The sequence below is a fragment of the Mesorhizobium sp. CNPSo 4670 genome (genome assembly GCF_057784235.1).
In genome coordinates this window covers 418,062-440,445 of record NZ_JBWJFQ010000002.1, presented here as the reverse complement: position 1 = coordinate 440,445, position 22,384 = coordinate 418,062, and the positions used below count along the sequence as shown (strand labels likewise).

The window sequence follows — 22,384 nt, the reverse complement described above, 5'->3', positions numbered from 1 at the left end:
TCAACTTGTCCGATGAGCATATAAGAAGAGAAGATGAAACGTAAACCCCCTTTTCCGACCGTTTTGCCGAATGTGTTTTGGCAGTTGCGCCGGCGCAGCACGGATGGTGGAAATTTCTATCTCCGATCAAAAATAAGGAGCACGCCACGATTGACTTGTCAGACGAGCATATAAGTCTATAAATATAGTGGCAAACTTGGCGACGTGCCAAGACGGGCATGCCGCCGATCAGGAGGAACAAATGCAACAGCGACAGTTAGGATCGTCGTCGGTCAAGGTATCCAAGATTGGCCTGGGTACCTGGGGTATGTCGGGCGCGTTCTGGGGCGCGGCCAATGACAAGGAATCGATACGGGTGATTCAACGCGCCATGGAACTCGGCATTACCTTGATCGACACGGCCGAAGCCTATGGGCATGGCCATGCCGAGCAGGTTGTCGGCAAGGCGCTCGCCGGCAACCGGGAAAAAGCGGTGATCGCGACCAAGGTTGCCCCGAACCATCTCGAACCCGCGGCGCTCGAGGCGGCGCTCGACGGCTCGCTGAGACGGATGCAGACGGACTATGTGGACATCTATTTCGTCCACTGGCCGAACGCGGACTTCCCGATTGGCCCGACCATGGCAATGATGGAACAACTGCGGTCATCCGGGCGGATCAAGGCGGTCGGCGTTTCCAATTTCAGCACTGCTGATATGAACAGCGCACGCCAGTATGGCGTCATCGACGTGCTCCAGCCTCCCTACAACATGCTGTGGCGCGAGGTTGAGGCGGAAACGCTGCCCTATTGCCGCAAGCACAATATCGGCGTTATGCCCTACAGTGGTCTTGCCCAGGGGCTGCTTACCGGCCTGCTCTCGCCGGATACCAAGTTCGTCGAGGGAGACGAGCGGCGCACCACCGTGCTGTTCCAGCCGGGCACCTACGAGCGAGCCGTCGCCGCTGTCGAAGCCCTCAAGCCGATTGCGGCCAGTTACGGCAAGACGGTGCCACAGCTTGCGATCCAGTGGCTTACCAGCAGGCCAGGCGTGAGTTCGCCGCTGGTCGGCGCGCGTACTGTCAGGGAATTGGAGGAAAACATCGAGAGCGTAGGCTGGACGATTTCCGACGCGGACGTCGCCGCCATCGACAAGCATACCGCGCCTATCTGGGCGGAAATCAAGGACAAGGGCGATATGTTTGGTTTTCGCGCCCGGCAGCGCCAGGAGCGGGAAGCGAAAAGGGCTTAAAGCGCGCCGCGTTGAAAGGTTTCAGGCGATGCGCATTTGCATGTCGTTGCCCCAAGACCGGGGCCAGTTCTAGGCGACATGCATTGAATCCGGCCGTGTCCTCCCAACACGCCACGGCGCGGCCAGTGCGTTTGCTGGCCGCGCCGCACCAGGGATGGTCAAACGGCTAATCCTTATACGGTAACCCGACGGCGGTGGTTGCCTTCAGGTGCCGGCGCATCGCTTCTTCCGCACGTTTTGCGTCGCGCGCAACGAGTGCCTCATAGATTGCCCTGTGATCTTCCGTCGCGAAGGTCAGGGCATGAGGCATCTGATTGCTGACGCGCCGGCTCGCCGCCTGCCACCATCGCGACGAGTACATGAAGCGGTCGAGGATCCTGTTTTGGGTAGACCGGCAAATCTCCATGTGGAAGTCGAGGTCTAGCTTCAGATAGGCATCCGGATTGTCCTCGGTCGCGGACATGGCGGCCAGCAGTATGCCAAGACGCTCAAGGGTTTCCTTCGTCATGTGCTTGGCAGCGATGGCGGCGATGGCAGGTTCGATGATAATTCGCGTCGCGTGTGCTTCCGCCAGCAGTTGCCGGATCTGCTCGGGCGGCAGCCAGTCGATGAGCAATGGACTGAGATAGTCCCATTCCTCGGCCGGACGCAGCACCACGCGCCGTCCCTGTGCGATCTCGATCATGTCGAGGGAAGCCAGAATCTTCAACGCCTCGCGTGCCACCGCGCGCGATACCCCGAATTCTTGCAGGATCTGTTGCTCCGACGGTCCTTGGCCCCCGGAAACACCGTCGGTGGCGATGCGACGCGCGAGCACGCCTGCCACCTGCTTGGGCAAAGTTTGAAGCTTGACCTCCATGGCATCCATCATTAAAATCCACTTGTCTGATAAGCTTATAGGCTGATGGCTAGATATGCAGTCAACTATCTCATAAAAATGCTCACTAGCCTATAACTTGTGCCGCGGGAAGGGAGGATTGGAACGTTGGAGATATCCAACCCCGGCCTTCGCCACCCGAGATGAGGATCGATATACTGTCGCTGAACGCGGCGGCCATCGTTGCTCAATCGCCGAGCGGGCTCGCAAGGGTCGCCCGGTTTCCGTGAGGAGAAATGTATGCGCGTAGCAAGGCGCGCCGGAAGAAACGGAACACCGGAAGACCGACAAGAGAATGACAGAACCTCCACCGGAAGGCGGCGAGGGCCATAGGCCCACGGCAGCGCCAAGGTGGTGTCTGCACGGGAGTGATCCAGACAGTCTCCTGGCGGGAGGAGCAAGCCGCCGCGGACTTTGACGGGAATGCTGAACGTCGTCGCTCGACCCAAAGGGCCGACCAATCATGACCAAGGAGGAAATTGTGATGTCCGGAAACTTATCGAGACGCAAATTCCTGGCGGCTGGCGCCACGGTGGCGGCAGGCTCGCTCGCAGCGCCATGGATCGCCAGGGCGCAGGCAAACGAGATTACGGCGCTGCTGATCACGGGCGGCCCGCTCTATCCCAAATATTGGGAGAAGATTGTCCAGGATTTCACGGCGAAGACCGGCATCAAGGTCCGCTATGATCTGCTGGAATTCACACCACTGACATCGAAGGTCGTCACGTTGAGCGCCGCGCGATCGAGCCAATATGACGTCTACAGCACCCACACGGCGCAGATTGACTCCTACTTCAGCCATTTTGCGCCGCTGAACAGCTATTTCAGCGAGTCGGAGTTGGCGGACTTCTATCCGGTCGCGGTCAAATATCTGCGCGATCCCAAGAACGGCAATCTGGCGGCCATTCCGCGCAACATGGATGCGCGCGTTCAATATTACCGCAGCGACATCTATCAGGAGAAAGGCCTGAAGCCGGCCGAGACCTGGGAAGAACTCGTCGACGTCGGCCTGAAACTCACCGGCAACGGCCATTACGGGTTGGTTGTCCCGGGGCAGGGCGATCCGGCCCAGCGTACCTTCAGCGATCTCCTGTGGCAGGCCGGCGGGGATTGGGTCGATCAGGCCAACAAACCTGCCTTCAATTCCGAAGCCGGTATCAAGGCGCTCACATTCTACCGCGACCTCGTCCAGAAACACAAAATCGTCCCCCCGGATGCTGTCGGCTATCAGTGGAACGAAAATTCGACCGAATTCTCGTCTGGAACGGTCTACGCCAATTTTGATTGGCCGGGCGCTTTCGCAACTCTCTCCAATCCCGATACCTCCCGCGTTGTCGGCAAGTGGTCGACCGCGCCCTATGTGCGGGACAAAGCGGCAATTTCCTGCGCCATCTCGCACGCCATGGCCCTCAACGGCCAGTCGGGGCGCAAGGATCCCGCCGTCGAATTCATCAAATTTACGGTCGGCCCTGAGGCGCAGCGCCTGCAGTTCGACCAGTTCACCAACTTCCCCAGCAGTCAGGCGATCGCCAAGGAGGTGATCGCGGCGGCGAAAGGTCCGCAGGCTACATGGCTACAGCAGCTCGAGACGACGATCGCGAACGGCAAGGAATGGCCCAAGCTGCCTGGCTTCTCAAAAGTCTGCACCCTGATGTTCTCGGCCATCGAACAGGCGCTCACCGACCAGGTTTCGCCAAGCGATTCGCTCAATCAAGCGGCCGTGGAAGCGGAAGACGCCATGCGTCGGGCCGGAGCCTACGACTGAGGATGTCGTCCATCCCGCAGGGCCGGGTGTCGGGGCGTCGGCGGCGTTCGCCGCTGCCCTACACCTGGCAGAAGGGGTACCTCCTGGCCGGCCCGGCGTTCGTCGTCATGCTCGCCATCTTCGTCTATCCCTTGGGATACTCGTTTCTCATGAGTTTTTTCCGGTGGGATCTGAGCGGCTCCGCGCCGTTCATCGGGACAGGAAACTACACGGACGAGCTGTTTGGCCGCCAGTTCAACCAGGCCCTTCGAAACCAGATCATCTTTAGCGTCGTCTCGATTACGGTCGAGGTGGTGGCTGGAATGGCGATCGCGGTGCTGGTCAACGGAGAATTGCGGGGCATGCGGCTCGCCCGCACATTGCTGTTGGTGCCACCGATGATCGCTCCCGCCGTCGTCGGCCTCAATTTTCGGTGGCTTTTCAATACGCAATACGGTCTTGTTGATGCATTGCTGCGCATGTTCAACCTGCCCAGCATTCCCTGGCTCAGTGATCCGACCTGGGCACTGGTCTCGGTCATTGTCGCCGATGTCTGGCAGAACACGCCGCTGATGGTGCTGCTGTTCCTGGCCGGCCTGCAATCCTTGCCCCAGGAGCCGCTCGAAGCCGCGACGGTGGACGGCGCCGGGCCGTGGCAGCGCTTCTGGCACATTGTTCTGCCGTTGATGCGTCCGGTCATCATGATCGCGCTGATGCTGCGCATCATAGACACGTTCCGAACCTTCGACGTCGTCTGGCTGATGACGCAGGGCGGGCCGGGGGGCGCTTCCAACCTGCTTACCGTCTACGCCTACCTGCTGGCATTCCAGGCCGTGGATTTTGGGCACGCGGCGGCGGTTTCCTACATTGCTCTGGGGATGTCCCTGGTCGTGCTCGGCCTGCTCTACGGAGTGCCGTGGTTGATCGCAAAGCGGAGGGCCATCTGATGGACACTGCGGCCGTGAGCACGCATCGCAAGCCAAGACGCCGCCGCCGCCGGTTCACAGCCGGCGTTGCCGGACGCTACCTCGCTCTCATCCTGACCATCGCCTTCACCATTTTTCCGTTGGTGTGGCTGTTCCTGACGTCGATCCGCAGCTCGGCCGACATCTTCTCCGTGCCGGTCCACATCATCCCCGTGACCGCGACGTTGACGCAATACGTGTCGGTTTTCCGCGAATATGACACCATGGATTATGTCTGGAACACCGTCATCGTATCGTTCGTGACGGTCATCTTGGTCCATCTGCTGGCCATCCCCTGCGCCTATGCGCTGTCGCGCTTCAGGATGCCGGGCGTCATGCTGATCTTCGGCCTGCTCTTGATCATGCGGATGATCCCGGTCATCGCGCTCGCCATCCCGCTCTTCGCCGTGTTCGCGGCAATCGGCCTCCTGGATTCGGTCTGGGCGCTGATCCTCGCCCATACGGCTGCCAAACTGCCTGTCGCCATCTGGCTTCTGCTGGGCTTCATCCAGGATGTCCCGAGAGAGATCGAGGAAGCTGCCCAGTCAGACGGCGCCGGCACGATGCGCACGCTGGTCCAGATTGTCACGCCGCTGATCGCGCCTGGCATCGGGGCCAGTGCGGTGATCACCTTCCTTTTCACCTGGAACGATTTACTGCTCGCACTGACCCTGACGTCGAGCAAGTCCGCGCAGACCCTGCCGGTCGGGCTCACCAATTTCGTTTCGCAGTTCGGCATCGACTGGGGCGCCATGTCAGCTGCCGGCGTTCTCATGGTCATCCCGACTTTGGTGTTTGTCTGGTTTGCCCAAGGGCTGTTGGTCAAAGGCCTGACCACCGGTGCGGTCCGTGGCTGAGCGGCGGGCAAGGGAGCAATGCGCTCGATGCTTTCGCCGACAGTTGGTTAGGCAAGTGAGACCGGCGCGGTGGATAAAAGTGGTGCTGCGCTAAGGGAGGACGACGAGTGGAAGCGGATCAAATACCGGCGATATCAGACATTTCCCGGCCACCGAAACAATTGGTCGATGCGCTTGCAGCGATCGGTTCGGCGACACTGGCCAGTGAGCTCTATCATAAGATGGGAATTCGTGATCCGCACATCCGGGGCCCGCGGCCGTTGAGGCCCGGTCGCACGGCGGCAGGCCCGGCTCTCACGCTCCAATGCATGCCGAAGCGCGAAGATCTCTATAACGAAACAGAGTATGAGGACCCGGAGCGACAGCTCCATCGTCACGTTCTCTACCCTACGCAGCCGGGCGACATGGTCGTCGTCGATGCGCGCGGCGATCTGGGCAGCGGTATCTTCGGCGAGATGATGCTCACCTATTTCGCCGGTCGCGGCGGGGCCGGGGTGGTCGTCGACGGCTGCATCCGCGATTCCGCCCAGGCCGCAGCCCTGGATATCGGTATCTGGGTAAAGGGGGCGACGCCGAATTTCCACGCCCAGACCAACATTGTCCCCTTCGCCGTCAACGTCCCCATCGCCTGCTCGAATGTGCTCGTCATACCCGGCGACATTATAGTGGCTGACGACGATGGCGTCGTCGTCGTGCCGATCGCACTTGCGCCCAAGCTGGTCGCGCTTGCCGGCGAGCATATCGAGTGGGAAGAATTTACCCGCGCGCGCTTGGCCGAAGGAGGGGATTTGCGGAAATACTACCCATTGAGCCCGGAGGGCGAGACCGAATACCGCGCATGGCGGCACGCTCAGCGAAAATGAGCAGGGCCCGCACGGGAGGAAAATAAGTGTCTGCAATCCAGATAGAACAGCTCGGCAAGAGCTTCGGCGCCGTGGAAGTTCTGCGCGACGTGAACATTGAAATCGCCAGCGGCGAGTTCGTGGTCCTTGTCGGTCCCTCGGGCTGCGGCAAGTCAACTCTGCTGCGCATGATCGCCGGCCTGGAAGAACAGACGACAGGCGAGATCCGCATAGGCGGGCGCGTCGTCGACGAGATGCCCGCCAAGTCGCGCGACATAGCGATGGTCTTCCAGAGCTACGCGCTCTATCCGCATATGAGCGTGGCCGACAATATGAGCTTCGCCCTTCGACTGGCCAAGGTCCCCAGGGAAGAGATCGTCTCGAGGGTGAAGGCAGCCGCCGAAATCCTCGGCTTGCAGGATCTGCTGCGTCGTATGCCGCGCCAGCTGTCTGGCGGCCAGCGCCAGCGTGTCGCCATGGGCCGCGCGATCGTGCGCGACCCGGCAGCCTTCCTGTTTGACGAGCCGCTCAGCAATCTCGATGCAAAGTTGCGCGTCAAGATGCGTGCCGAGATCAAGAAGCTGCACCAACGGCTCGGGCGCACCAGTATCTATGTCACGCACGACCAGACGGAGGCGATGACGCTCGCCGACCGGATAGTGGTGCTGAATCGAGGCCAGGTTGAGCAGATCGGTACCCCTTCCGAGCTCTACGAGAACCCTGCCAACCTGTTCGTTGCGAGCTTTATCGGCTCACCGGAAATGAACCTGATCAAGGGCCGAATTGACAATGGCGCATTCGCCGCCGAGCAGGGCCTGCGCTTGCCCTTGGCCGATGGCGCTCGGATCAGTGACAGGGAAGGGGTGGTATACGGGATTCGCCCACAGCACATCACTGTCGGCGGGACCCACGCAAAGGCAACGGTTCAGGTGGTGGAACCGACCGGCGAGGCCCAGGAACTTACCTTAAACGCGAATGGCGTCGATCTGATTGCCGAAATCCGGGAACAGCCCCTGTTCAAACCTGATCAAGAGGTGAGGTTGGAGATTATGGTGCATAAGGTGCACCTGTTCGACGCCAAGAGCGGCACCAGGATAAACTAGAGCGCTTGTGCGATCGGAACGTCTTGCTAGGCGTTGGTGTCCATCCCATCGAATACAATCAGCGAACGCATCAGTGTTTCCCTTGCCGAAGCCAGATGGGCTCGGCAGGCCCGCTCGATGCGCTCGGAATCGCGGCTTTCGAGCGCATCGATATAGGCGAGATGCTCCAGGATCGCCGCCTGGTTGCGCTGTTTTTCGTCGTGCTTGTTCCACTGATAGTGGTAGTGGAAAATGAAGCTGATGATATCGTAGAAATCGTCGATGAAGCGGTTCGGCGAAGCCTCGTTTATGAGCCGGTGGAACCGGTTGTCGAGACTGGAGAAGTCGTGGAAGCGGCTTTCGATCTGCTTCAACAGTTCGGTATGCGCGCTCTTGAGCACGCCCAGCTTCTCCCACAGGGGAGACGTGTCGGGCTGTCGTGAAAACAGATGCGCTGAGTGCAGCTCGAACATCACCCGGATCTCGAACAGCTCAAGTGCGAAATCTTCCGTAAAGCCCTTGAAAAGCCAGCCCGTATTCGGCCTCTTCTCGAGCAATCCGAACCGGCTGAAGCGGATCAGGAACTCGCGAATTCCATTGGTCGCGACGCCGAACTGCCGCGCAAGTTCGAGTTCGTTGATGCTGGTACCAGGTCTGGTGTCACCCCGCAGCATCCATTCCATGAACTGCTGTTCCACGTGCTTGGCCCGTGAGGTGGTTTCAGCGTCGGGATAGTAATCGCTATCCTCGACCGCACGGCCTGCCGTCCTGACACCGCTGCGCTCGGCGATGAGGTCGCGGTGGGCAAGTTCTCCCAGGACCTTTCGGACAGTCGTGCGGCTGACTCCCATTTTCCGTCTAAGCTCATTTTCGGAAGGGAGCTCCCCGGTCAATTGTCCGTCGCGCAGCATACTGGCGACGCGATTGAAAGCCTTCTTGTAGACAGTGTCTGTTCGCATCGGATCTTCCTCTGAGCAAGACCTTGTCCTTTCTACCATGAACTTTATCCATAAAAAACAACTTGACCAAGTCATGCTGGTTGTTTTTTATCGATAAGAGGGAACTAAAATACAGCATAAGTTTTTGACGACGCGGCTTGCACGGCTGCGGCGGGGAGGAGAACTTTGCCTGAAACGCGAAACACCGGCACCACTGTCGGCGACGCGGCATTGCCAGCACCCAAGAAGCAAGAGGCCGTTCCCGGCCTCGCGCTTGGCCTGGCCCTGCTGAGCGCCGGTCCGGTCGTCATCCTGGTGTTGCTGATCGTCGTTCTCAGTTTTCTGTCCCCCTATTTCCTGACTGGACGCAACCTCAGCAACATCCTCGCCCAGACCGCCGTCATCTCGGTGGTGGCGATGGGCCAGCATCTGGTCATTCTGACACGAGGGATCGACCTCTCCGTCGGCTCGAACCTGGCACTGGCTTCCGTCTTCGGCGCGCTCAGCTTTCATGCCGGCGCTCCCGCCTTCGTGGTGATCGCGGTGATGGTTGGCTGCGGTGCGGCGGTCGGCACCATCAACGGGCTCTTCTACGTCTTCGGCCGGTTGCCGCATCCTTTCATCATCACGCTAGCGACATTGAGCATCGCCAAGGGGTTGGCGCTCCAACTGGCCGACGGGCGCGCCATCCCTGGAATGCCAGATGCCATCGATGCGCTTGGCCGCGAGGCGGTCTGGGGCCTGCCTGGATCGGTTTTTGTGGTTGCGGGCGTTGCCGCGGTCTTTTTCGTCATGGCCAAGACGATGGTCTGGGGGCGCTGGATTTATGCCGTCGGCGGCCGGCCCGACGCTGCCCTGCGCATGGGCATTCCCGTGTCCTGGGTCCTCGTTTCGGTCTATGTGATCTCGGGGCTCTGCGCCGGCATCGGCGCGGTCATCCTTGCCGGCCGCACCGACGCCGGTTCGCCCTTGTTCGGCAATCTGTTGGAACTGGATACGATCGCGGCGGTGATCATCGGCGGTGCCAGTTTTCTCGGCGGCCGCGGCCATCTTGGCCATGCCTTGATTGGCGCCATCATGATCGGCGTCATCCGCAACGCGCTCAACCTGCTCAACGTCAACGTCTTCTTCCAACTCATCGTCATCGGCGTGGTCATCGTCATCGCGGTCGAGTCCGACGTGCTGCGCAATTATCTCGAAGGGCGCATGCGCGTCATGCAGGCCGGGAGGCAGTCATGAGCGCCGTAGCGGCCGACGTCGAACCTGCAGCCACAGTGGATCATCCCGTCCTGGCGGTGCGCGGTGCTACCAAGCGGTTCGGTTCGGTTGTGGCGCTGGACGATGTCAGCATCGAGGTCCGACGCGGCGAGATACTCGGACTTCTCGGCGACAACGGCGCCGGCAAGTCGACGTTGACCAAATGCATCAGCGGGGTGCACCAACTCGATGCCGGCGCGATCCTTCTGGACGGTGCGCCAACGCAGATACGCTCCCCTGCGGACGCGCGCTTCGCCGGCATCGAGACCGTCTATCAGGATCTGGCGCTTTTCGACAATCTGACGCCGGGACAGAACTTCTTTGCCGGTCGCGAGTTGGCCTGGCCGCAATGGCTTCCTCGCGGCATGCGATTTCTCCAACAGCGCAGGATGGATGCCGAAACGCGCATTCTGCTTGCCAATCTGAAGGTCACGTTGCCGAGGCTGGACGCCGTCGTCGCCATGATGTCGGGCGGTCAAAGGCAAGCCATCGCCGTGGCCCGGTCGACCGTGTTTGCCCGCAAGGTTGTGATCCTGGACGAACCGACCGCCGCACTTGGCCTGCGTGAATCGCGGCAAGTGTTGAACCTAGTCGCGACGCTGCGCGACCAGGGCAACGCCGTCATCCTGATCACCCACAACATGGAACACGTCACTGAGCTTGCCGACCGCGCCGTGGTGCTTCGCCAGGGCCGCAAGGTCGGCGAACTGGTGCCGACCAAGGACAACAAGCAGGAGCTGGTCTCCATGATCGTTGGAGCCTGACTCGCTCGAAATTTGGGGACTGTTCCGGTCCGCAAATGCCTGAAGCGACTTCCGCCGGAAGACGCCTCAATCCAAGGGAGGAATGGAATGCCAATGAACCGAAAACTGTTCACCGGGCTGGCGATCGCCGTTGCGTTTGCGATGCCGGCTTCGGCCGCCGACAAGATCAAGATCGGCCTGATTACGAAATTCCCGGTGCCGTTCTACTCGACCATGGAGGATGCAGCCAAGAAATACGCCGCCGCCCATCCCGAGATCGAGCTGGTTACCGGCCAGGGCCAGGCGGCTACCGACATCGAAGGGCAGATCGCGCTGATCGAGTCCATGATCACGCAAGGCGTCAAGGGGCTGGCGATCACTCCAGTCGATCCGACCGTTGCGCCGGCGCTCGACAAGGCGGTCGCCGCCGGCATCAAGGTGGTTCTCGTGGACAACAGCATCCCGGACTGGAAAGGCCAGACAGCTCTGGTTTCGACCAACAATCTCAACGGCGGCAAGATCGCCGGAGAGTACCTCAAGACCGTGCTCAAGAGCGGCGACAAGGTCGGCATCCTGCAAGGTGTTCCCGGAGTGCCTGCACTCGACGACCGGGTAACCGGCATGATGGAGGGCCTCGGCGACGTCAAGATCGATGTCGTCGGCAAGGGTGCAACCAATTGCACGCTCGAACTTGGCACGTCGGTGACCGAAGACATCCTGACCGCCAATCCTGATCTCAAGGCGATCTACTCGGCCTGCGGCCCGCCAATCCCGGGCGCCGTCAAATCGATCAGCAATGCGGGCATCGCCAACGACAAGATCATCCTGGTCGGCTTTGACGCCTGCTGCGGTGAGATCGAAGCGATCAAGTCGGGCGCGGAAGATGCCAGCGTTGCGCAATTTCCAGCAAAAATGGGTGAGCTTGGCATCGACACGGTCGTCAAGGCGATCCGCGGGGAAGCCGTCGAGGCCAACGTGGACACCGGCGCCGGTCTCGTGACGCAGCAGAACGTCAAGGACTTCGAGTGAACCACCAAGTGGTCCGGCGGATTGCACCGCCGGACCACTTCCTGTTTCCGGACTCCAGGAATTACGCCGTTAGCGAAGGGGTGGAATCACGCTTATGGACGCCACCATCAAGATCGTCCGATGCGCCGAGCCCGGCAGGCTGGCGTTCGAGGAACAGGCCGCGCCAGGCGCTCCGCCGGAAGGCTGGGTGCTGGTCAACGTGGCCCATGTCGGCATCTGTGGAACCGATTACCACATCTTCCAGGGCAAGCATCCGTACCTCGCCTACCCACGTGTCATGGGCCATGAGGTTTCTGGAACAATTGCGGCAATCAACGGGCCCGTGGACATGGCGGTCGGGCAACAAGTCGTCGTCAACCCCTATCTTGCCTGCGGCAATTGTCCCGCCTGCCGCCAGGGCAAGCCGAACTGCTGCCTCGCGATCGAGGTGCTCGGCGTGCACCGTGACGGTGCCATGAGCGAGCAGATTCTGGTGCCGGCGCAGAACCTCATTCCAGCGACCGGTCTGTCATTGGTCGAGGCGGCCACGGTCGAGTTCCTGGCCATTGGTGCGCACGCGGTCCGCAGGTCCATGGCCGGGCCGGGCAGCCGCACCTTGGTTATCGGCGCGGGGCCAATCGGCCTCGGTACCGCGCTTTTTGCCCGCATAGCGCGGCAGTGCGTGACCGTCATGGATGTCGATGCCGAGCGGCTGGCTTTTGCCGCACGACAGGGTTTTCTGGTGATCGACGGGTCGAAGGGTTCGATTGTCGAGACGATAGCGGAGCGAACTGCCAGGACAGGTTTCGATGTGGTCTTCGATGCAACGGGAAACAGCCGATCGATGCGGTCTGCCTTCGCCTATGTTGCCCATGGCGGCGTCATGGTGATGGTCAGCGTCGTACAGGACGACATAACCTTCTCCGACCCAGAGTTCCACAAGCGGGAAATGATGCTGATCGGCAGTCGCAACGCGACGCGCGCCGACTTTCAGCACGTCATGGCTTCGATCCGCGCTGGAAAAATACCAATCGACGAACTCGTCACGCATCGTACGACCCTGCGTAACAGCCCTCGCGATATTGCGATCTGGGCGCAGCAGAAGTCCGGTCTGATCAAGGCTGTCATCGACGTGGCGGGATCTGGCTGATCTTGCCAAACACAGCCGTGCAAAAAAGTCTCTCCGGAGCGTGTGAGGCATATGCGAGGAGGACAACCTGACTGGGCAGGACACCCTGGAAAGATTGCTACGGGCTGAGGAGGTCGCCATAGACGGCGACGTGATGCTCGACGAATTCCGGCTTGTTGATCAGGTACTGATCGTCCTTGGGATAGTAGTGGGCCCGCTCAGGTTGTTCGCCCGCATAGGCCTTTACCGCTTCCATATCGGTCCACCAACTCAGAGCGCATATCTCCGTAACGCCGTCGCTGAGGTCGCGCAGCGTGATCTGGTGACCGAGATTGCCTTTGGTGGCGCCAAGCTCGTCGCCACCAGTCCCGGCCACGTAGCGCGCGTATTCGGCAGCCATCTGCGTGCGCACCGTCCCGCACCATCTTCGAAGAATTACCTGCCGGACCACTAACCCTGGCCTCCGCTATCTATTTCCCGTCACCCTTCTTGAGCATCACGTCCGGCGCCGCCATTCTCGGCAATGACCTCGACCCCGGCTGCTGCGAGGGCACGCGGGAATTCGGCCGGGGTTTCACTCTGCCTTCAGTACCTGGTATCTGATCGACCAGTCACGAATGATCAGTCGGACGGCCTCAGGTCGCGAAACATCATGCTCGGCAGCAAATTGATCGACGCCCGCGAGCATGTCCGGTTGAAGGCGGACCATGATTGGCACACCCTTTCCAGTCGGGGCCGGTCCTCGCCGTTTCTTTGATACCACGGTTTCCTGCTTTGCCATGAAAACCGTGATATCAGAATTCTTGTCCTTGCGGAAGCGCTAGATCCTCACACTAAAACTGAATTGGCGAAGATCCGATGCCGAACACTATTGTTCGGGCAGCCGCCGAAGGCCGCCCGCTCTCAACCGCCGCGCTGCTTCAACCGCCGCCGCCGTAGCGGCCGCGCCAACGAACAGGACCGAAGCTGCGTGCAAGGGCGAGTTCATGGCATCGTGCAGGACATCCATAGAATGGAATGACTTTAACCAACGCTCTGACGCCGGGTGGGGAGGGCATTGGCGGCACTGATTTTATTGACAAGGCACTCGGCCCACAGCCCCACCAGCGGCGGGTTTGGTGCACTCGGCAGGGCTCGAACCTGCATCTGCCCGGGAAGGTCCCGCTCTGTCCTAGATTGAGCTACGAGCGCCAATTTTGGCAGGCTAATAGAACGGGCCCATTCGATCAAACTAGCGATTGGGATAGCCGGCACATGCATTGGAAGTAGGTCGAGGTGGGAGGCCGAGCTATCCTCTGTATCGCCCTTTCTCGCACCAATATCGAACAACGACACCCGGTTGCGCCCGAAACAGACTGGCAGCAAGTTGACAATTCTCTCTGTTGTACGCCTCTGCCTCGGTCGCATCGAACGTGGCCACATGGATACGCATTTCGGCGGTAGCGGAGCTTCGGTACAGCGCATAGGTTTTGGAGTCAGCCTGGGGCGCGCAGCCAGCCAAGGCCGAAACCACCGCCAGAGCAAGTAACAACCTCATTTCAGCATCATAGTTGTGGCAAGAAGACGATCTAAGGAATGGAAAGGTCACGTTGCGCGGCGAACCTTTCGATCGCCAACGTGAAAGTGACATGATCTACGCCGGCTATGTGGAGGTGCTCGTTGCATCAGGCCGCGACGCACCGAAAAGCAGCGATGCTTTGGCCGGCGAGTGAAACTTACGGCGGGCATCCTGGTACCGTTCAGCGCTTCGCGAGGTCGTCAAATGTGATCCCGGTGCCATAACCGCTTGGTAGATCGGCGGTTGCCTCCCGGAAACTGCGTTCAACGGCAGCCGTGTACCGGCCGTCATTCGCCAGCCTATCCCAAATGACGAAGGCGACAGCTAAGGCGATGACGACGAGCACCATTCGCATCGGAACCTCCCTCAAAGAGTTCCAGCAGGCATAATACAGCCTGTTGCTAATATGCGCCAGCGTGGACGATGGCGAGGCTCGCGTCGGCCTATGTCCAACCTCGCGGCCAGCGACTTCATTAAGCGTTAGCTAATATAGATGAGCCCGTGTCATCCAATCGAGGGATGGCGCAACTTACCCCGCTGCTCCACTTGTTGGCAAGGCAAAGGGCGGCAATCCGGTTTTGCTGCCCAAGGGGCCTGCTAGCTCTAGGGGGGCTAAATATGAGCAATACGACTCTCATTGCTATCGCCATCCTCGCGATCAGCATCTGCCATGCCGATGCCAAGGACAGTAAGGTGAAGCTGCCGGTTTGCACCGCGTCAAACCACCTCTCCGAAGTCCTGGGTGACAAATGTTTTCTCGTCAAAGGTTCGATGATCTATGGCGACGTCGCCGGTCTTTCCCAGATAGTCACCTGGGCTGGGGGTGGATCTGGCGGTCTGTGAGGTGCGCCCGTAAGTGCCGTCGACGGGGACAGGCTATAGAAAATGCCGCAATGACCGGTGCGCTCACAACCTATGCACCCTCGCGCCGGCCATTTCTTTTTGCGTCTAGCGCTACAGTCGCGTGAATTCGGCAAGCCCTAAGCGTAGCCGCTGGCCCTCTGCATAGGCGAGAGCGAAAGATTCCAGTTCGAATGATCGGGTTAGTTCCTGGTCGTCTTCGACCACGCGGACGAACCATTCTCCGCAGGCTTCGACCACTTCAACGCAAGGGTAAACCTTGCCGTTCGACGTTACGCTATCCATCGCAGCCTCCCTAGAAAGCAATGGGGAACGTCCATTTTTATAAAGCTCGTCCGAGACGAATTTCAATATCAAATGTGGTTGCACTAGCCGACCGGTGGGCCAGCCCGGCGCCCTGTTTTTTACACTGAACAAACCAAAAAGGGCGCCGAGCCTTCACCGGCGGCGCTTTGAGGGAAGCGGCGCCGAGAAGTGAGCATAGCGCTCTCGCTAGAGTTGTCGGAATACAACCTTTAGGATGATGGCCGCTGCTGCCCTACATCCTGATCGAGACATACGACAAAAGGTAAATGATCGCGATGGTCGCCGTAGCGAGTACGACCCATACGCCCAAGCTGCTCATGCTTCCTCACTTTCCGCCGGCGCACCGTTGGGCAGGATGTTGGGATGGAGGACGCCGGCCCAGGCGGAAAAGGTACTACAAGCACAAGCTAATATAATCGAGATGCAGACGCCTATGGTGTGATCGCGGAAGCCTTGGCGTAAGCGCTCCCGTCGGGGTCGCTTTCCTCATCAATCCCGAGCACCTTCCCAAGCCCTTGATGACGGTGCATCGCATCGCCGTCCTGATAGCAGCCTAATCCTCTAAGAACGCCCGCCACTTGCCGCAGGCGCTGAGCAACCGCGACTGGAAACTCTCGCTTAGCTCATTACGATTTGGGTCTTTAGGGCCGGCAAGCCAAGGACTTCAGTCTCAATTGCGCGATTGCTAATGTAATATAGACTTATCACCAGCGGGGGCTTTTCTCGCGATGGCCGGTGCTCGCTTACAACCCCTCGTCGTCTGCACCGGCCATTCCTTCGCGAGGCTACTAGCGGCCCAGCGGCCAAGGGCGGGGGGCTGGGGTTTGACCACCGGGCCTAACCGGCGCGGGGTTGGGGCTCGCCGGCTGGCGAATTATACGCCGTTCCCGCTTAGTCGACCATGTCTCACAGTGACTTCTTGCGTGTCGGAGAGCTCCGCCTTACGTGGCGGGCTTTTTCCCTGGTTCACTCTGAGCCGGTACTGAGTACGGTGTACGACGACGTTGTCACCGCCCCGGAACCGTTACCACGCGTGACGCGCACTGTAGCAGGTCGGCTCTTTACAGGGGCAGGGGTTGCGGTCGAAGCGACTATCCCGATCACGTCCGTGGCGCTGGCGTAGAATAGCTCGCCATTCGGCGAGACGCCCCATCTCGTGATATCATTCTCATCTCTGATCACCTGGCAACGTCCGACCGTTTTTTGACCAGTTTGCGGAACTCTCGATATCTGATCAGCCAGCGCTTCTTCGCATTGCGACGTGGTCGAAAAGATCATGGGCTTTGCGGCCGGCGCTCGGCATAGCATCAAATCGGGGCTGCACGACAACAGCACCATAATGGCAGACGTTACCGTATCCATCGCCCTTCGCCTCCGCCACGCAATATAGCCTCAATGCTGAGACTGCGGAATGGGTTCAAACGATCGAGCCCGCTGCATTACGGTGGCGGGCCAGGACCAAACTTCACAAGCAGCTTGCAGAGCTGAATCGAGCGCTTTCCGGTGGAGGCGGAACGGCGGGCCACAAGAGCATCGTCCAGCCGCTCCTATCGCCTAGCAGCGACCATTGCTGGGCGCTCCAGCGCACCACGAAACGCTATTGAAGACGGTCAAGGACATCACCGGCAAGGATGCGCCGTTCATTCAATGGTTTGGGACCGGACCGGCTCGGTCTCCTATGGCAGGGTAGCACGAGGTTGGGACTTCAGTCTCAGTTGAGCTATCGCTAATATGCCTATAGCTTAGGCAGTGCGGGGACAACCCGAAAACCTAATCCCGCAATGGCCGGTGCGGCTCGCTTACAACCCCAAGCAACCCGCCGGCCATTTCTTTTGCGTCTGGATAGCGCGGCCTGCCAAAAGCTGGATCTCGCGGGGGACATATGCGCAGGTCAGTCAAGATACTCGTGCCGGTCTTGGCCGTCGTTTCGACTGAGGCCATGGCTCACGAATGGTATACGCGGAAGAAGGATCCCTTCACTGGCTTCGACTGCTGCGCAGGGTCAGAGTGCGCACCGATCCCGGAATCTCAAGTCAGAGAAATGCCGGGCGGCTATATCTATCTTCCCACTGGCGAGTTCATCCCGCTTCGTCGCGTGCAACATAGCCATGATCGGCAGTACCACCGCTGCATCTATCACTCGGAATTTCTCAACCTGGATCAGGGACGTTTCAGGAAGGGCGACACACGCTGTTTCTTTGCGCCGCATACCGAGATCGGCGCTGCGTACTAAAGCGGCCCGGTATCCGGCAGCAGCTTCAGTGTGTTTTCGGTCGGTTGCTCATGTAATCCACGGCCACGACCGCGACGAACGCCAAAACGACGATGGCTGTTCCAACTACCCAGATGACAGACATTTCGACTCCCCACGCGCGACCATCCTACGGCCGAGAAGCCATGGTCGCAACGGTGGGTCTTTAGGGCCAGTAAACGAGGGACTTCAGTCTTAATTGCGTGACTTCTAATATAATATAGATTTATCAGCGCGGGGGGCTTTTCCCGCCAAGGTGGCCGGTGCGGCTTCGCTTCCCCAAGCATCCCCTGCGCCGGCCATTCCTTTGCGAGGCTACCAGCGGCCCAGCGGGAGGATGCCATGCGAGATTTGCCCATCGACATCGATGCAGATGCCGTGATTGCAGTCGGCCGGTATCTTGATGATCACGCGAAGACCACCGCAGTTTCAATATCTGAAGCGCTCCGTGTAATCAGGCGTGGCGTCAACAAATCGCGCGTCGGCGATATGTGGCTGGAGGAACTGATTGTCGAAAGCGCCGCAGCCAGAAACCTTGCCATCTTGTTGGACAACCACAACTAAGGCGCGATCCGGCTTGCTTTCGTACACAGTGCGTGCGTGGGCTGCATTTTACCGATGCCTGATAAGCCTGTAACAACCAATAAGGTCAGCGTGTTCGAGAAGCCGCACTGGCGCACCGTGCTAACCACCAAGGACAAAGACAAGGCCTTGGCCATGGCGAAGGAGATCGGCGACAAGGCACGGATCGAGAAGACCACGCCGAAGGGCGCTGACCGCGACAAAATTAGCCGTGCAAACGATAGATTATGAAGCGCGAAGATCCGCAATGCGTGATCGGGAACTACGCCTGACTAGATGCGTTGCATGGAAATGCCTGTTCTTCCTGCAGGCGAGAGCGGGAGGTTTGTATGGATCGGCGATCCTTCTTGACAGCAATGTTTGGCATTGCAGGGGCAGCGGCATTTGCAAGCGCAGTTCGGCCTATCGACGCAGTGGCCGGTGTTCCAGGCGCCAGAAGCGGCATTCTCGATGAACTCGAGGCGCCAGAGGCCGAGACCTTGGACAACGACGGTACCCCGGCAGAAGTGGATCGGGTCCACTACCGCTACCCCCGCCGAGGTTGGAGAAGGGTCTGCCGTAGCTATTGGCGACATGGTCGTTGGCGCGTTCGATGCTACCGCAGGAGTGCTTGGGGTTATTATCCCCGTGGATATTAGCGAGTGGGCTCCGCCCGAATTAGTCCCGGATTGAAAAGCCCGCCACGGGAGCGACCTGCGGCGGGCTTTTGGAGTGGCTACAGAAGCGCTGAGCGGATTTTCACCGGGGCGGCGCCAGCGAGCTTCGAGCGGTGATCGCGGCGATGTAGATCGGAACCACGCCTACATCTTGGTCTTCAGGCTGGGCGCGCTCGGCTTCATGTTGTCCCGCATCATGTCCACGAATGCGCAAGCTCCCTTGGTGAACTGCGAATCCACGCCCACGCCGAGATTCATATCTTCCTTTGTCATCGCGAACACAGCATCGAGTAGTTGATCGTTCAAGACACCACGGTGCGTTAAGATAAGAAAAAGCGATCGGATAAGAGCTGTGTTAGCAATTAATATTTCTGGCGTTGTGTACTCGTGAGATTTTGAGATCATTTTGCCCCTCCACTTTCCCCACGGCCAACATCGCGCCAGTCGAGCGCAAACGCAAGCAGGCTCCCCGAAGGGAGTAGCGCTTAGAGCTCTCCTCTGATGCCTACCCTGTTGATGCTTCCGATTTCAGAAGGCGCTCCGCCAACTTCTTCAACACCACCCGATCAACCTTATCCGTGGCGCTGAGGGGCATCTCATCCAGCAAAAAAACGCTCTCCGGTGCCTTATAGCCAACGCTGGCGCGAGCGAAATGGATAAGCTCCTGCGGGGCTGGCTGCGCGGCGCCTGGCTTGAAAGTTACGAACGCGTGGACATTTTCGCCATGGACGGTGTCAGGGACCCCGACAACTCCGGCGATTGCCACTGCGGGATGGCGCATAAGGGCTTCCTCGACGTCCTGCGGGCTGATGTTCGAGCCATCGTGTACGATGATCTGTTTTCGCCGCCCGCAGAACCAAAGGTATCCGTCCTCGTCTATCTTCATCATATCGCCGGTGTCCAGCCAGCCATCCCTGATGGTGGCACGCGTTGCATCTGCATCACCCCAATAGCCGACCATGTTGCAAGGCGAATTGATCCAAAGGCGCCCCTGAGCGCCGGGAGGCTGTTCATTGCCGTTATCGTCGCGGATGGATATCTGGTAGCCGACAATCTGACGCCCGATCGAACCCGCTTTGTTGAGCCCGTCAGGAGGGTTGATCGTGGCAACTCCAATCTCAGACATGCCGTACAGCTCATTGACGGACAAGCCGCTGAGCGCAGTAACTTCGAGCGCCAGCTCGAGCGGCACTTTATCGCCGCCGGCACAGAGCAGTCTGAATGACGAAAAGTCTTCGCGCCTGGCATTCTTCGCCCGAACCAACCCGAAGAGGACCGAGGGCAAAGCGATGAGTATGGTTGGGCGATGCTCGCGCAGCATCAACAGGAGCCCGGGTCCATCGAAGTTTGGCGGGACGACGACACGAGCGCCGGCTGCGAGTCCCATGAGAGCGTCCAGGAGCGCTCCGATGTGCGACATGGATCCGCTCAGCAGAACGATGTCGTCTGCCGCAGTTTGGCAGCATACTGCCCAGACTTTCGAAACTATGGGCTACTCCCTTTGCCGGGCCGGTACTGCCCGAAGTGAAAAAGATAACCGCAGGATCAGTAGGCGCAGGCATAGGCGAATTTTCTGGCGCGATCGGGCTCTCCAAGAGCGTCGCGAAGTTTGAATGGCGATCGTGCTCCGAGCCGTAGTTGATGACCCCAAGTGGCAAGTCACGCGCGACACTGGAAGCGATGTCTTCCTGACGGTCAGCATGGGCCAATAGCGCCCGAGCGCCGCTCGTCTTGAGTCCATGGTCGATCTCGGGAGGCGTGTATCGGTAGTTCAAGGGTACTGCCACGATCCCCGATTTGAAGCAGCCCAGGTAGTGAATCATCAGCGCAGCGCTATTGGGCATGAGCGACGCAATTCTGTCGCCCGGCTTCAGCCCATAGGCCAGCAAGCCAGCGGAATAGCGCTTGCTGGCGCGCTCGAGTTCTTGCCAGGTCAAGCTGCCCTCGGGGCTAACAAGTGCCAGATCATCTGGCTTTCGTCTTAACCCAACGTCGAGCAGACGTGGAACCCAGATTGGCTCGTCGTGCTTGGCTCGTGACTGAGGCACTTCGTTCCCGCCGTTGGATTGACGGCCGTCGATGGTCCTGACTTGCTGAATTTGGATCGTGCACGGCCTAAGCTGTAGCCATATTATTAGCAGTCGCTCATTTTAGATTGAAGGTCTGGTTCACTCGACCTAACCGGAAAAACGGATGTGGGCCCCCAGGGCGGCCATCAGTAGGCAAGGCAACGACGAGCGGGAAGCCATCGACGAGCGGGAACTCGTCGCCAGCGACTATGACTTTCCCGGCTTTATCGAGGGAGGTCATAGGCCTCTAATCATTCCGCATACGAAACGATCGAGCCCACTGCTTCGGTGGCGGGCTTTTCATTTGGCGGTGGGGACTAGCGGGATTAGCGGGAAAAACGCCGTCGCTTTCGAGTGTCAGCAGATGTGGTAAGGTTGATTGTCGGCGAGTAGCAGAGGCCCAGCAACAATGACTTTGAGGCGAACCAGAGCTTACGGCGCATCCGGCTTGGTTCTAGCGGTTTGCACTGTATTTGCTTGGCAGAACGCCACTGCCGCTCAAAATTGCGACGCAGCCGCGTCGCCTGGCGTCAATTGGCAGGACTGTGACAAAAAGCTTCTCATCCTAAAAGGACAGGACCTGAGCGGGGCGAACCTGTTCGGTGTTGATTTCACTTCGACCGACCTCAGGAATAGCAATCTCCTTGCGGCAAATTTTGAGAAGGCAACGCTTGTGCGTGCTTCCCTGGCCGACTCGACCGCCAAAGGCGCCCGGTTCGACAAAATCGAGGCCTACAGGACCGACTTCAGCCGTATGGACGCGCAGGGCGCTGTGTTTGCAAGCGCGGAAGTGCAGCGCTCGAATTTCCAGGACGCCAATCTGACCAATGTTGATTTCACAAAGGCGGAATTGGGGCGAGCGCAGTTCCACGACGCCGATATCAGCGGTAGCCGCTTTTCGTTTGCCAATCTCGCGCGGGCGGACTTCCGAGGAGCGACGTTCACCGCGCCGATAGACTTTGACCGCGCTTTTTTCTTTCTGACCCGTATCGAGGGCCTCGATCTTTCCAATTCGGCGGGTCTGTCCCAGTGGCAGATCAACATGGCTTGCGGAGACGCCCGGACCGAGTTGCCTTCTGGCTTGACGAGGCCTGAAGATTGGCCCTGTCAATTCCAGCAGGAATAGTTGTCGGCAAGCCGCCTATGATGGCAAGGACGCCGAGGAAGACGAAGACAGCGAGCCGCAACCTACGCGCTTCATCATCGGAAGTTCCAAGCCCGCTGCCTCACCGGTGGCGGGCTTTCTCTTGTGGCAGAAAAGTCACGCAGCTTGAATATGCAGAGCTTCAACCGGAGCGAGCTTATTATCCAATCAAGCGAGACGTACCGTTGCTCACGGGCAAAAGGGGACGCCCGACCTCCTCCCGAACTAGCGCCCGCTGCGGAAACCGTGGTGGGCGTTTTCTTAGTCTGCCTGCTGCCTCACGGCTT

General features: G+C 59.5%; 22 protein-coding genes, 1 tRNA gene and 1 pseudogene. 15 read left to right on the top strand and 9 right to left on the bottom strand.

The features are described from left to right. Positions 1 to 187 precede the first annotated feature (187 nt). Positions 188 to 1,228 (top strand): aldo/keto reductase, encoded by a 1,041-nt coding sequence (locus AC0ZT5_RS05565; protein ID WP_488495590.1) that lies wholly within the window; start codon positions 188 to 190, stop codon positions 1,226 to 1,228. Positions 1,229 to 1,394: 166 nt separating this feature from the next. Here the strand turns inward: AC0ZT5_RS05565 and AC0ZT5_RS05560 are convergent, their stop codons facing one another. Next, a complete protein-coding gene (locus tag AC0ZT5_RS05560; RefSeq protein WP_246461609.1) occupies positions 1,395 to 2,096 on the bottom strand; it encodes a FadR/GntR family transcriptional regulator in 702 nt (233 codons plus the stop codon). A 493-nt stretch (positions 2,097 to 2,589) separates the two neighbouring features. On the opposite strand from AC0ZT5_RS05560, the gene AC0ZT5_RS05555 reads away from it, so the two are divergent. The 5 genes from AC0ZT5_RS05555 to AC0ZT5_RS05535 all read left to right on the top strand — a co-directional run bounded on the left by AC0ZT5_RS05555 (position 2,590) and on the right by AC0ZT5_RS05535 (position 7,616). Continuing rightward, positions 2,590 to 3,870, top strand: a complete 1,281-nt coding sequence (locus tag AC0ZT5_RS05555; protein WP_488495589.1) for an ABC transporter substrate-binding protein — start codon at positions 2,590 to 2,592, stop codon at positions 3,868 to 3,870. 2 nt (positions 3,871 to 3,872) lie between these two features. Then, positions 3,873 to 4,796, top strand: a complete 924-nt coding sequence (locus AC0ZT5_RS05550) for a carbohydrate ABC transporter permease (protein WP_477288170.1) — start codon at positions 3,873 to 3,875, stop codon at positions 4,794 to 4,796. Then, complete coding sequence (locus AC0ZT5_RS05545) at positions 4,796 to 5,671, top strand: carbohydrate ABC transporter permease (RefSeq protein ID WP_477288172.1); 876 nt, start codon at positions 4,796 to 4,798, stop codon at positions 5,669 to 5,671. Before AC0ZT5_RS05550 ends, AC0ZT5_RS05545 begins: the two co-directional genes overlap by 1 nt. 122 nt (positions 5,672 to 5,793) lie before the next feature. Next, on the top strand, positions 5,794 to 6,534 hold the full coding sequence (locus AC0ZT5_RS05540; protein WP_488495701.1) for an RraA family protein: 741 nt from the start codon (positions 5,794 to 5,796) through the stop codon (positions 6,532 to 6,534). Between the two features lie 26 nt (positions 6,535 to 6,560). Continuing rightward, positions 6,561 to 7,616, top strand: a complete 1,056-nt coding sequence (locus tag AC0ZT5_RS05535) for an ABC transporter ATP-binding protein (protein ID WP_488495588.1) — start codon at positions 6,561 to 6,563, stop codon at positions 7,614 to 7,616. Between the two features lie 26 nt (positions 7,617 to 7,642). Here AC0ZT5_RS05535 and AC0ZT5_RS05530 read toward each other — a convergent pair whose 3' ends face one another. Next, positions 7,643 to 8,554, bottom strand: coding sequence for a GntR family transcriptional regulator (locus AC0ZT5_RS05530; protein WP_488495587.1), 912 nt, complete (start codon positions 8,552 to 8,554; stop codon positions 7,643 to 7,645). 165 nt (positions 8,555 to 8,719) lie between these two features. On the opposite strand from AC0ZT5_RS05530, the gene AC0ZT5_RS05525 reads away from it, so the two are divergent. The 4 genes from AC0ZT5_RS05525 (at position 8,720) to AC0ZT5_RS05510 (ending at position 12,691) form a co-directional block, all read left to right on the top strand. Further along, positions 8,720 to 9,772 carry an ABC transporter permease gene (locus AC0ZT5_RS05525; protein WP_488495586.1) on the top strand — a complete coding sequence of 351 codons (1,053 nt, stop codon included), beginning with the start codon at positions 8,720 to 8,722 and terminating at the stop codon, positions 9,770 to 9,772. Further along, the gene (locus AC0ZT5_RS05520; protein WP_488495585.1) at positions 9,769 to 10,554 is read left to right on the top strand and encodes an ATP-binding cassette domain-containing protein; all 786 of its coding nucleotides are present in this window, start codon (positions 9,769 to 9,771) and stop codon (positions 10,552 to 10,554) included. Before AC0ZT5_RS05525 ends, AC0ZT5_RS05520 begins: the two co-directional genes overlap by 4 nt. A 93-nt stretch (positions 10,555 to 10,647) precedes the next feature. After that, positions 10,648 to 11,562: a sugar ABC transporter substrate-binding protein gene (locus AC0ZT5_RS05515; RefSeq protein WP_488495584.1), complete on the top strand. Its 915-nt coding sequence runs from the start codon at positions 10,648 to 10,650 to the stop codon at positions 11,560 to 11,562. A gap of 106 nt (positions 11,563 to 11,668) precedes the next feature. Further along, on the top strand, positions 11,669 to 12,691 hold the full coding sequence (locus tag AC0ZT5_RS05510; protein ID WP_488495700.1) for a zinc-binding alcohol dehydrogenase family protein: 1,023 nt from the start codon (positions 11,669 to 11,671) through the stop codon (positions 12,689 to 12,691). Positions 12,692 to 12,788: 97 nt separating this feature from the next. On the opposite strand, the gene AC0ZT5_RS05505 is transcribed toward AC0ZT5_RS05510, so the two are convergent. Together AC0ZT5_RS05505 and AC0ZT5_RS05500 are read right to left on the bottom strand one after the other, a co-directional pair. Further along, positions 12,789 to 13,082 (bottom strand): hypothetical protein, encoded by a 294-nt coding sequence (locus AC0ZT5_RS05505; protein WP_488495583.1) that lies wholly within the window; start codon positions 13,080 to 13,082, stop codon positions 12,789 to 12,791. A gap of 704 nt (positions 13,083 to 13,786) precedes the next feature. Continuing rightward, positions 13,787 to 13,861 (bottom strand) — tRNA-Gly (locus AC0ZT5_RS05500). 398 nt (positions 13,862 to 14,259) lie between these two features. Here AC0ZT5_RS05500 and AC0ZT5_RS05495 point away from each other — a divergent pair. Next, positions 14,260 to 14,382 carry a hypothetical protein gene (locus tag AC0ZT5_RS05495; protein WP_488495582.1) on the top strand — a complete coding sequence of 41 codons (123 nt, stop codon included), beginning with the start codon at positions 14,260 to 14,262 and terminating at the stop codon, positions 14,380 to 14,382. 27 nt (positions 14,383 to 14,409) lie between these two features. Here AC0ZT5_RS05495 and AC0ZT5_RS05490 read toward each other — a convergent pair whose 3' ends face one another. Then, the gene (locus AC0ZT5_RS05490) at positions 14,410 to 14,577 is read right to left on the bottom strand and encodes a hypothetical protein (RefSeq protein WP_167392195.1); all 168 of its coding nucleotides are present in this window, start codon (positions 14,575 to 14,577) and stop codon (positions 14,410 to 14,412) included. A gap of 269 nt (positions 14,578 to 14,846) precedes the next feature. Here AC0ZT5_RS05490 and AC0ZT5_RS05485 point away from each other — a divergent pair, with 269 nt between their 5' ends. Beyond that, a complete protein-coding gene (locus tag AC0ZT5_RS05485) occupies positions 14,847 to 15,071 on the top strand; it encodes a hypothetical protein (RefSeq protein ID WP_488495581.1) in 225 nt (74 codons plus the stop codon). A gap of 111 nt (positions 15,072 to 15,182) precedes the next feature. On the opposite strand, the gene AC0ZT5_RS05480 is transcribed toward AC0ZT5_RS05485, so the two are convergent. After that, a complete protein-coding gene (locus tag AC0ZT5_RS05480) occupies positions 15,183 to 15,374 on the bottom strand; it encodes a hypothetical protein (protein WP_477288192.1) in 192 nt (63 codons plus the stop codon). A gap of 2,614 nt (positions 15,375 to 17,988) precedes the next feature. Here AC0ZT5_RS05480 and AC0ZT5_RS05475 point away from each other — a divergent pair. Continuing rightward, the gene (locus AC0ZT5_RS05475) at positions 17,989 to 18,210 is read left to right on the top strand and encodes a hypothetical protein (protein ID WP_488495580.1); all 222 of its coding nucleotides are present in this window, start codon (positions 17,989 to 17,991) and stop codon (positions 18,208 to 18,210) included. 54 nt (positions 18,211 to 18,264) lie between these two features. Further along, the gene (locus AC0ZT5_RS05470) at positions 18,265 to 18,459 is read left to right on the top strand and encodes a hypothetical protein (protein WP_488495579.1); all 195 of its coding nucleotides are present in this window, start codon (positions 18,265 to 18,267) and stop codon (positions 18,457 to 18,459) included. A gap of 569 nt (positions 18,460 to 19,028) precedes the next feature. Here the strand turns inward: AC0ZT5_RS05470 and AC0ZT5_RS05465 are convergent. The 3 genes and pseudogenes from AC0ZT5_RS05465 to AC0ZT5_RS05455 all read right to left on the bottom strand — a co-directional run. After that, positions 19,029 to 19,289: a hypothetical protein gene (locus tag AC0ZT5_RS05465; protein WP_477288202.1), complete on the bottom strand. Its 261-nt coding sequence runs from the start codon at positions 19,287 to 19,289 to the stop codon at positions 19,029 to 19,031. A 100-nt stretch (positions 19,290 to 19,389) separates the two neighbouring features. Further along, on the bottom strand, positions 19,390 to 19,770 hold the full coding sequence (locus tag AC0ZT5_RS05460; protein ID WP_477288204.1) for an AMP-binding enzyme: 381 nt from the start codon (positions 19,768 to 19,770) through the stop codon (positions 19,390 to 19,392). A gap of 120 nt (positions 19,771 to 19,890) precedes the next feature. Beyond that, a pseudogene (locus AC0ZT5_RS05455) lies at positions 19,891 to 20,932 on the bottom strand (class I adenylate-forming enzyme family protein); the annotation flags it as partial. A 430-nt stretch (positions 20,933 to 21,362) separates the two neighbouring features. Here AC0ZT5_RS05455 and AC0ZT5_RS05450 point away from each other — a divergent pair. Continuing rightward, complete coding sequence (locus AC0ZT5_RS05450) at positions 21,363 to 22,079, top strand: pentapeptide repeat-containing protein (RefSeq protein ID WP_488495578.1); 717 nt, start codon at positions 21,363 to 21,365, stop codon at positions 22,077 to 22,079. Positions 22,080 to 22,384 lie beyond the last annotated feature (305 nt).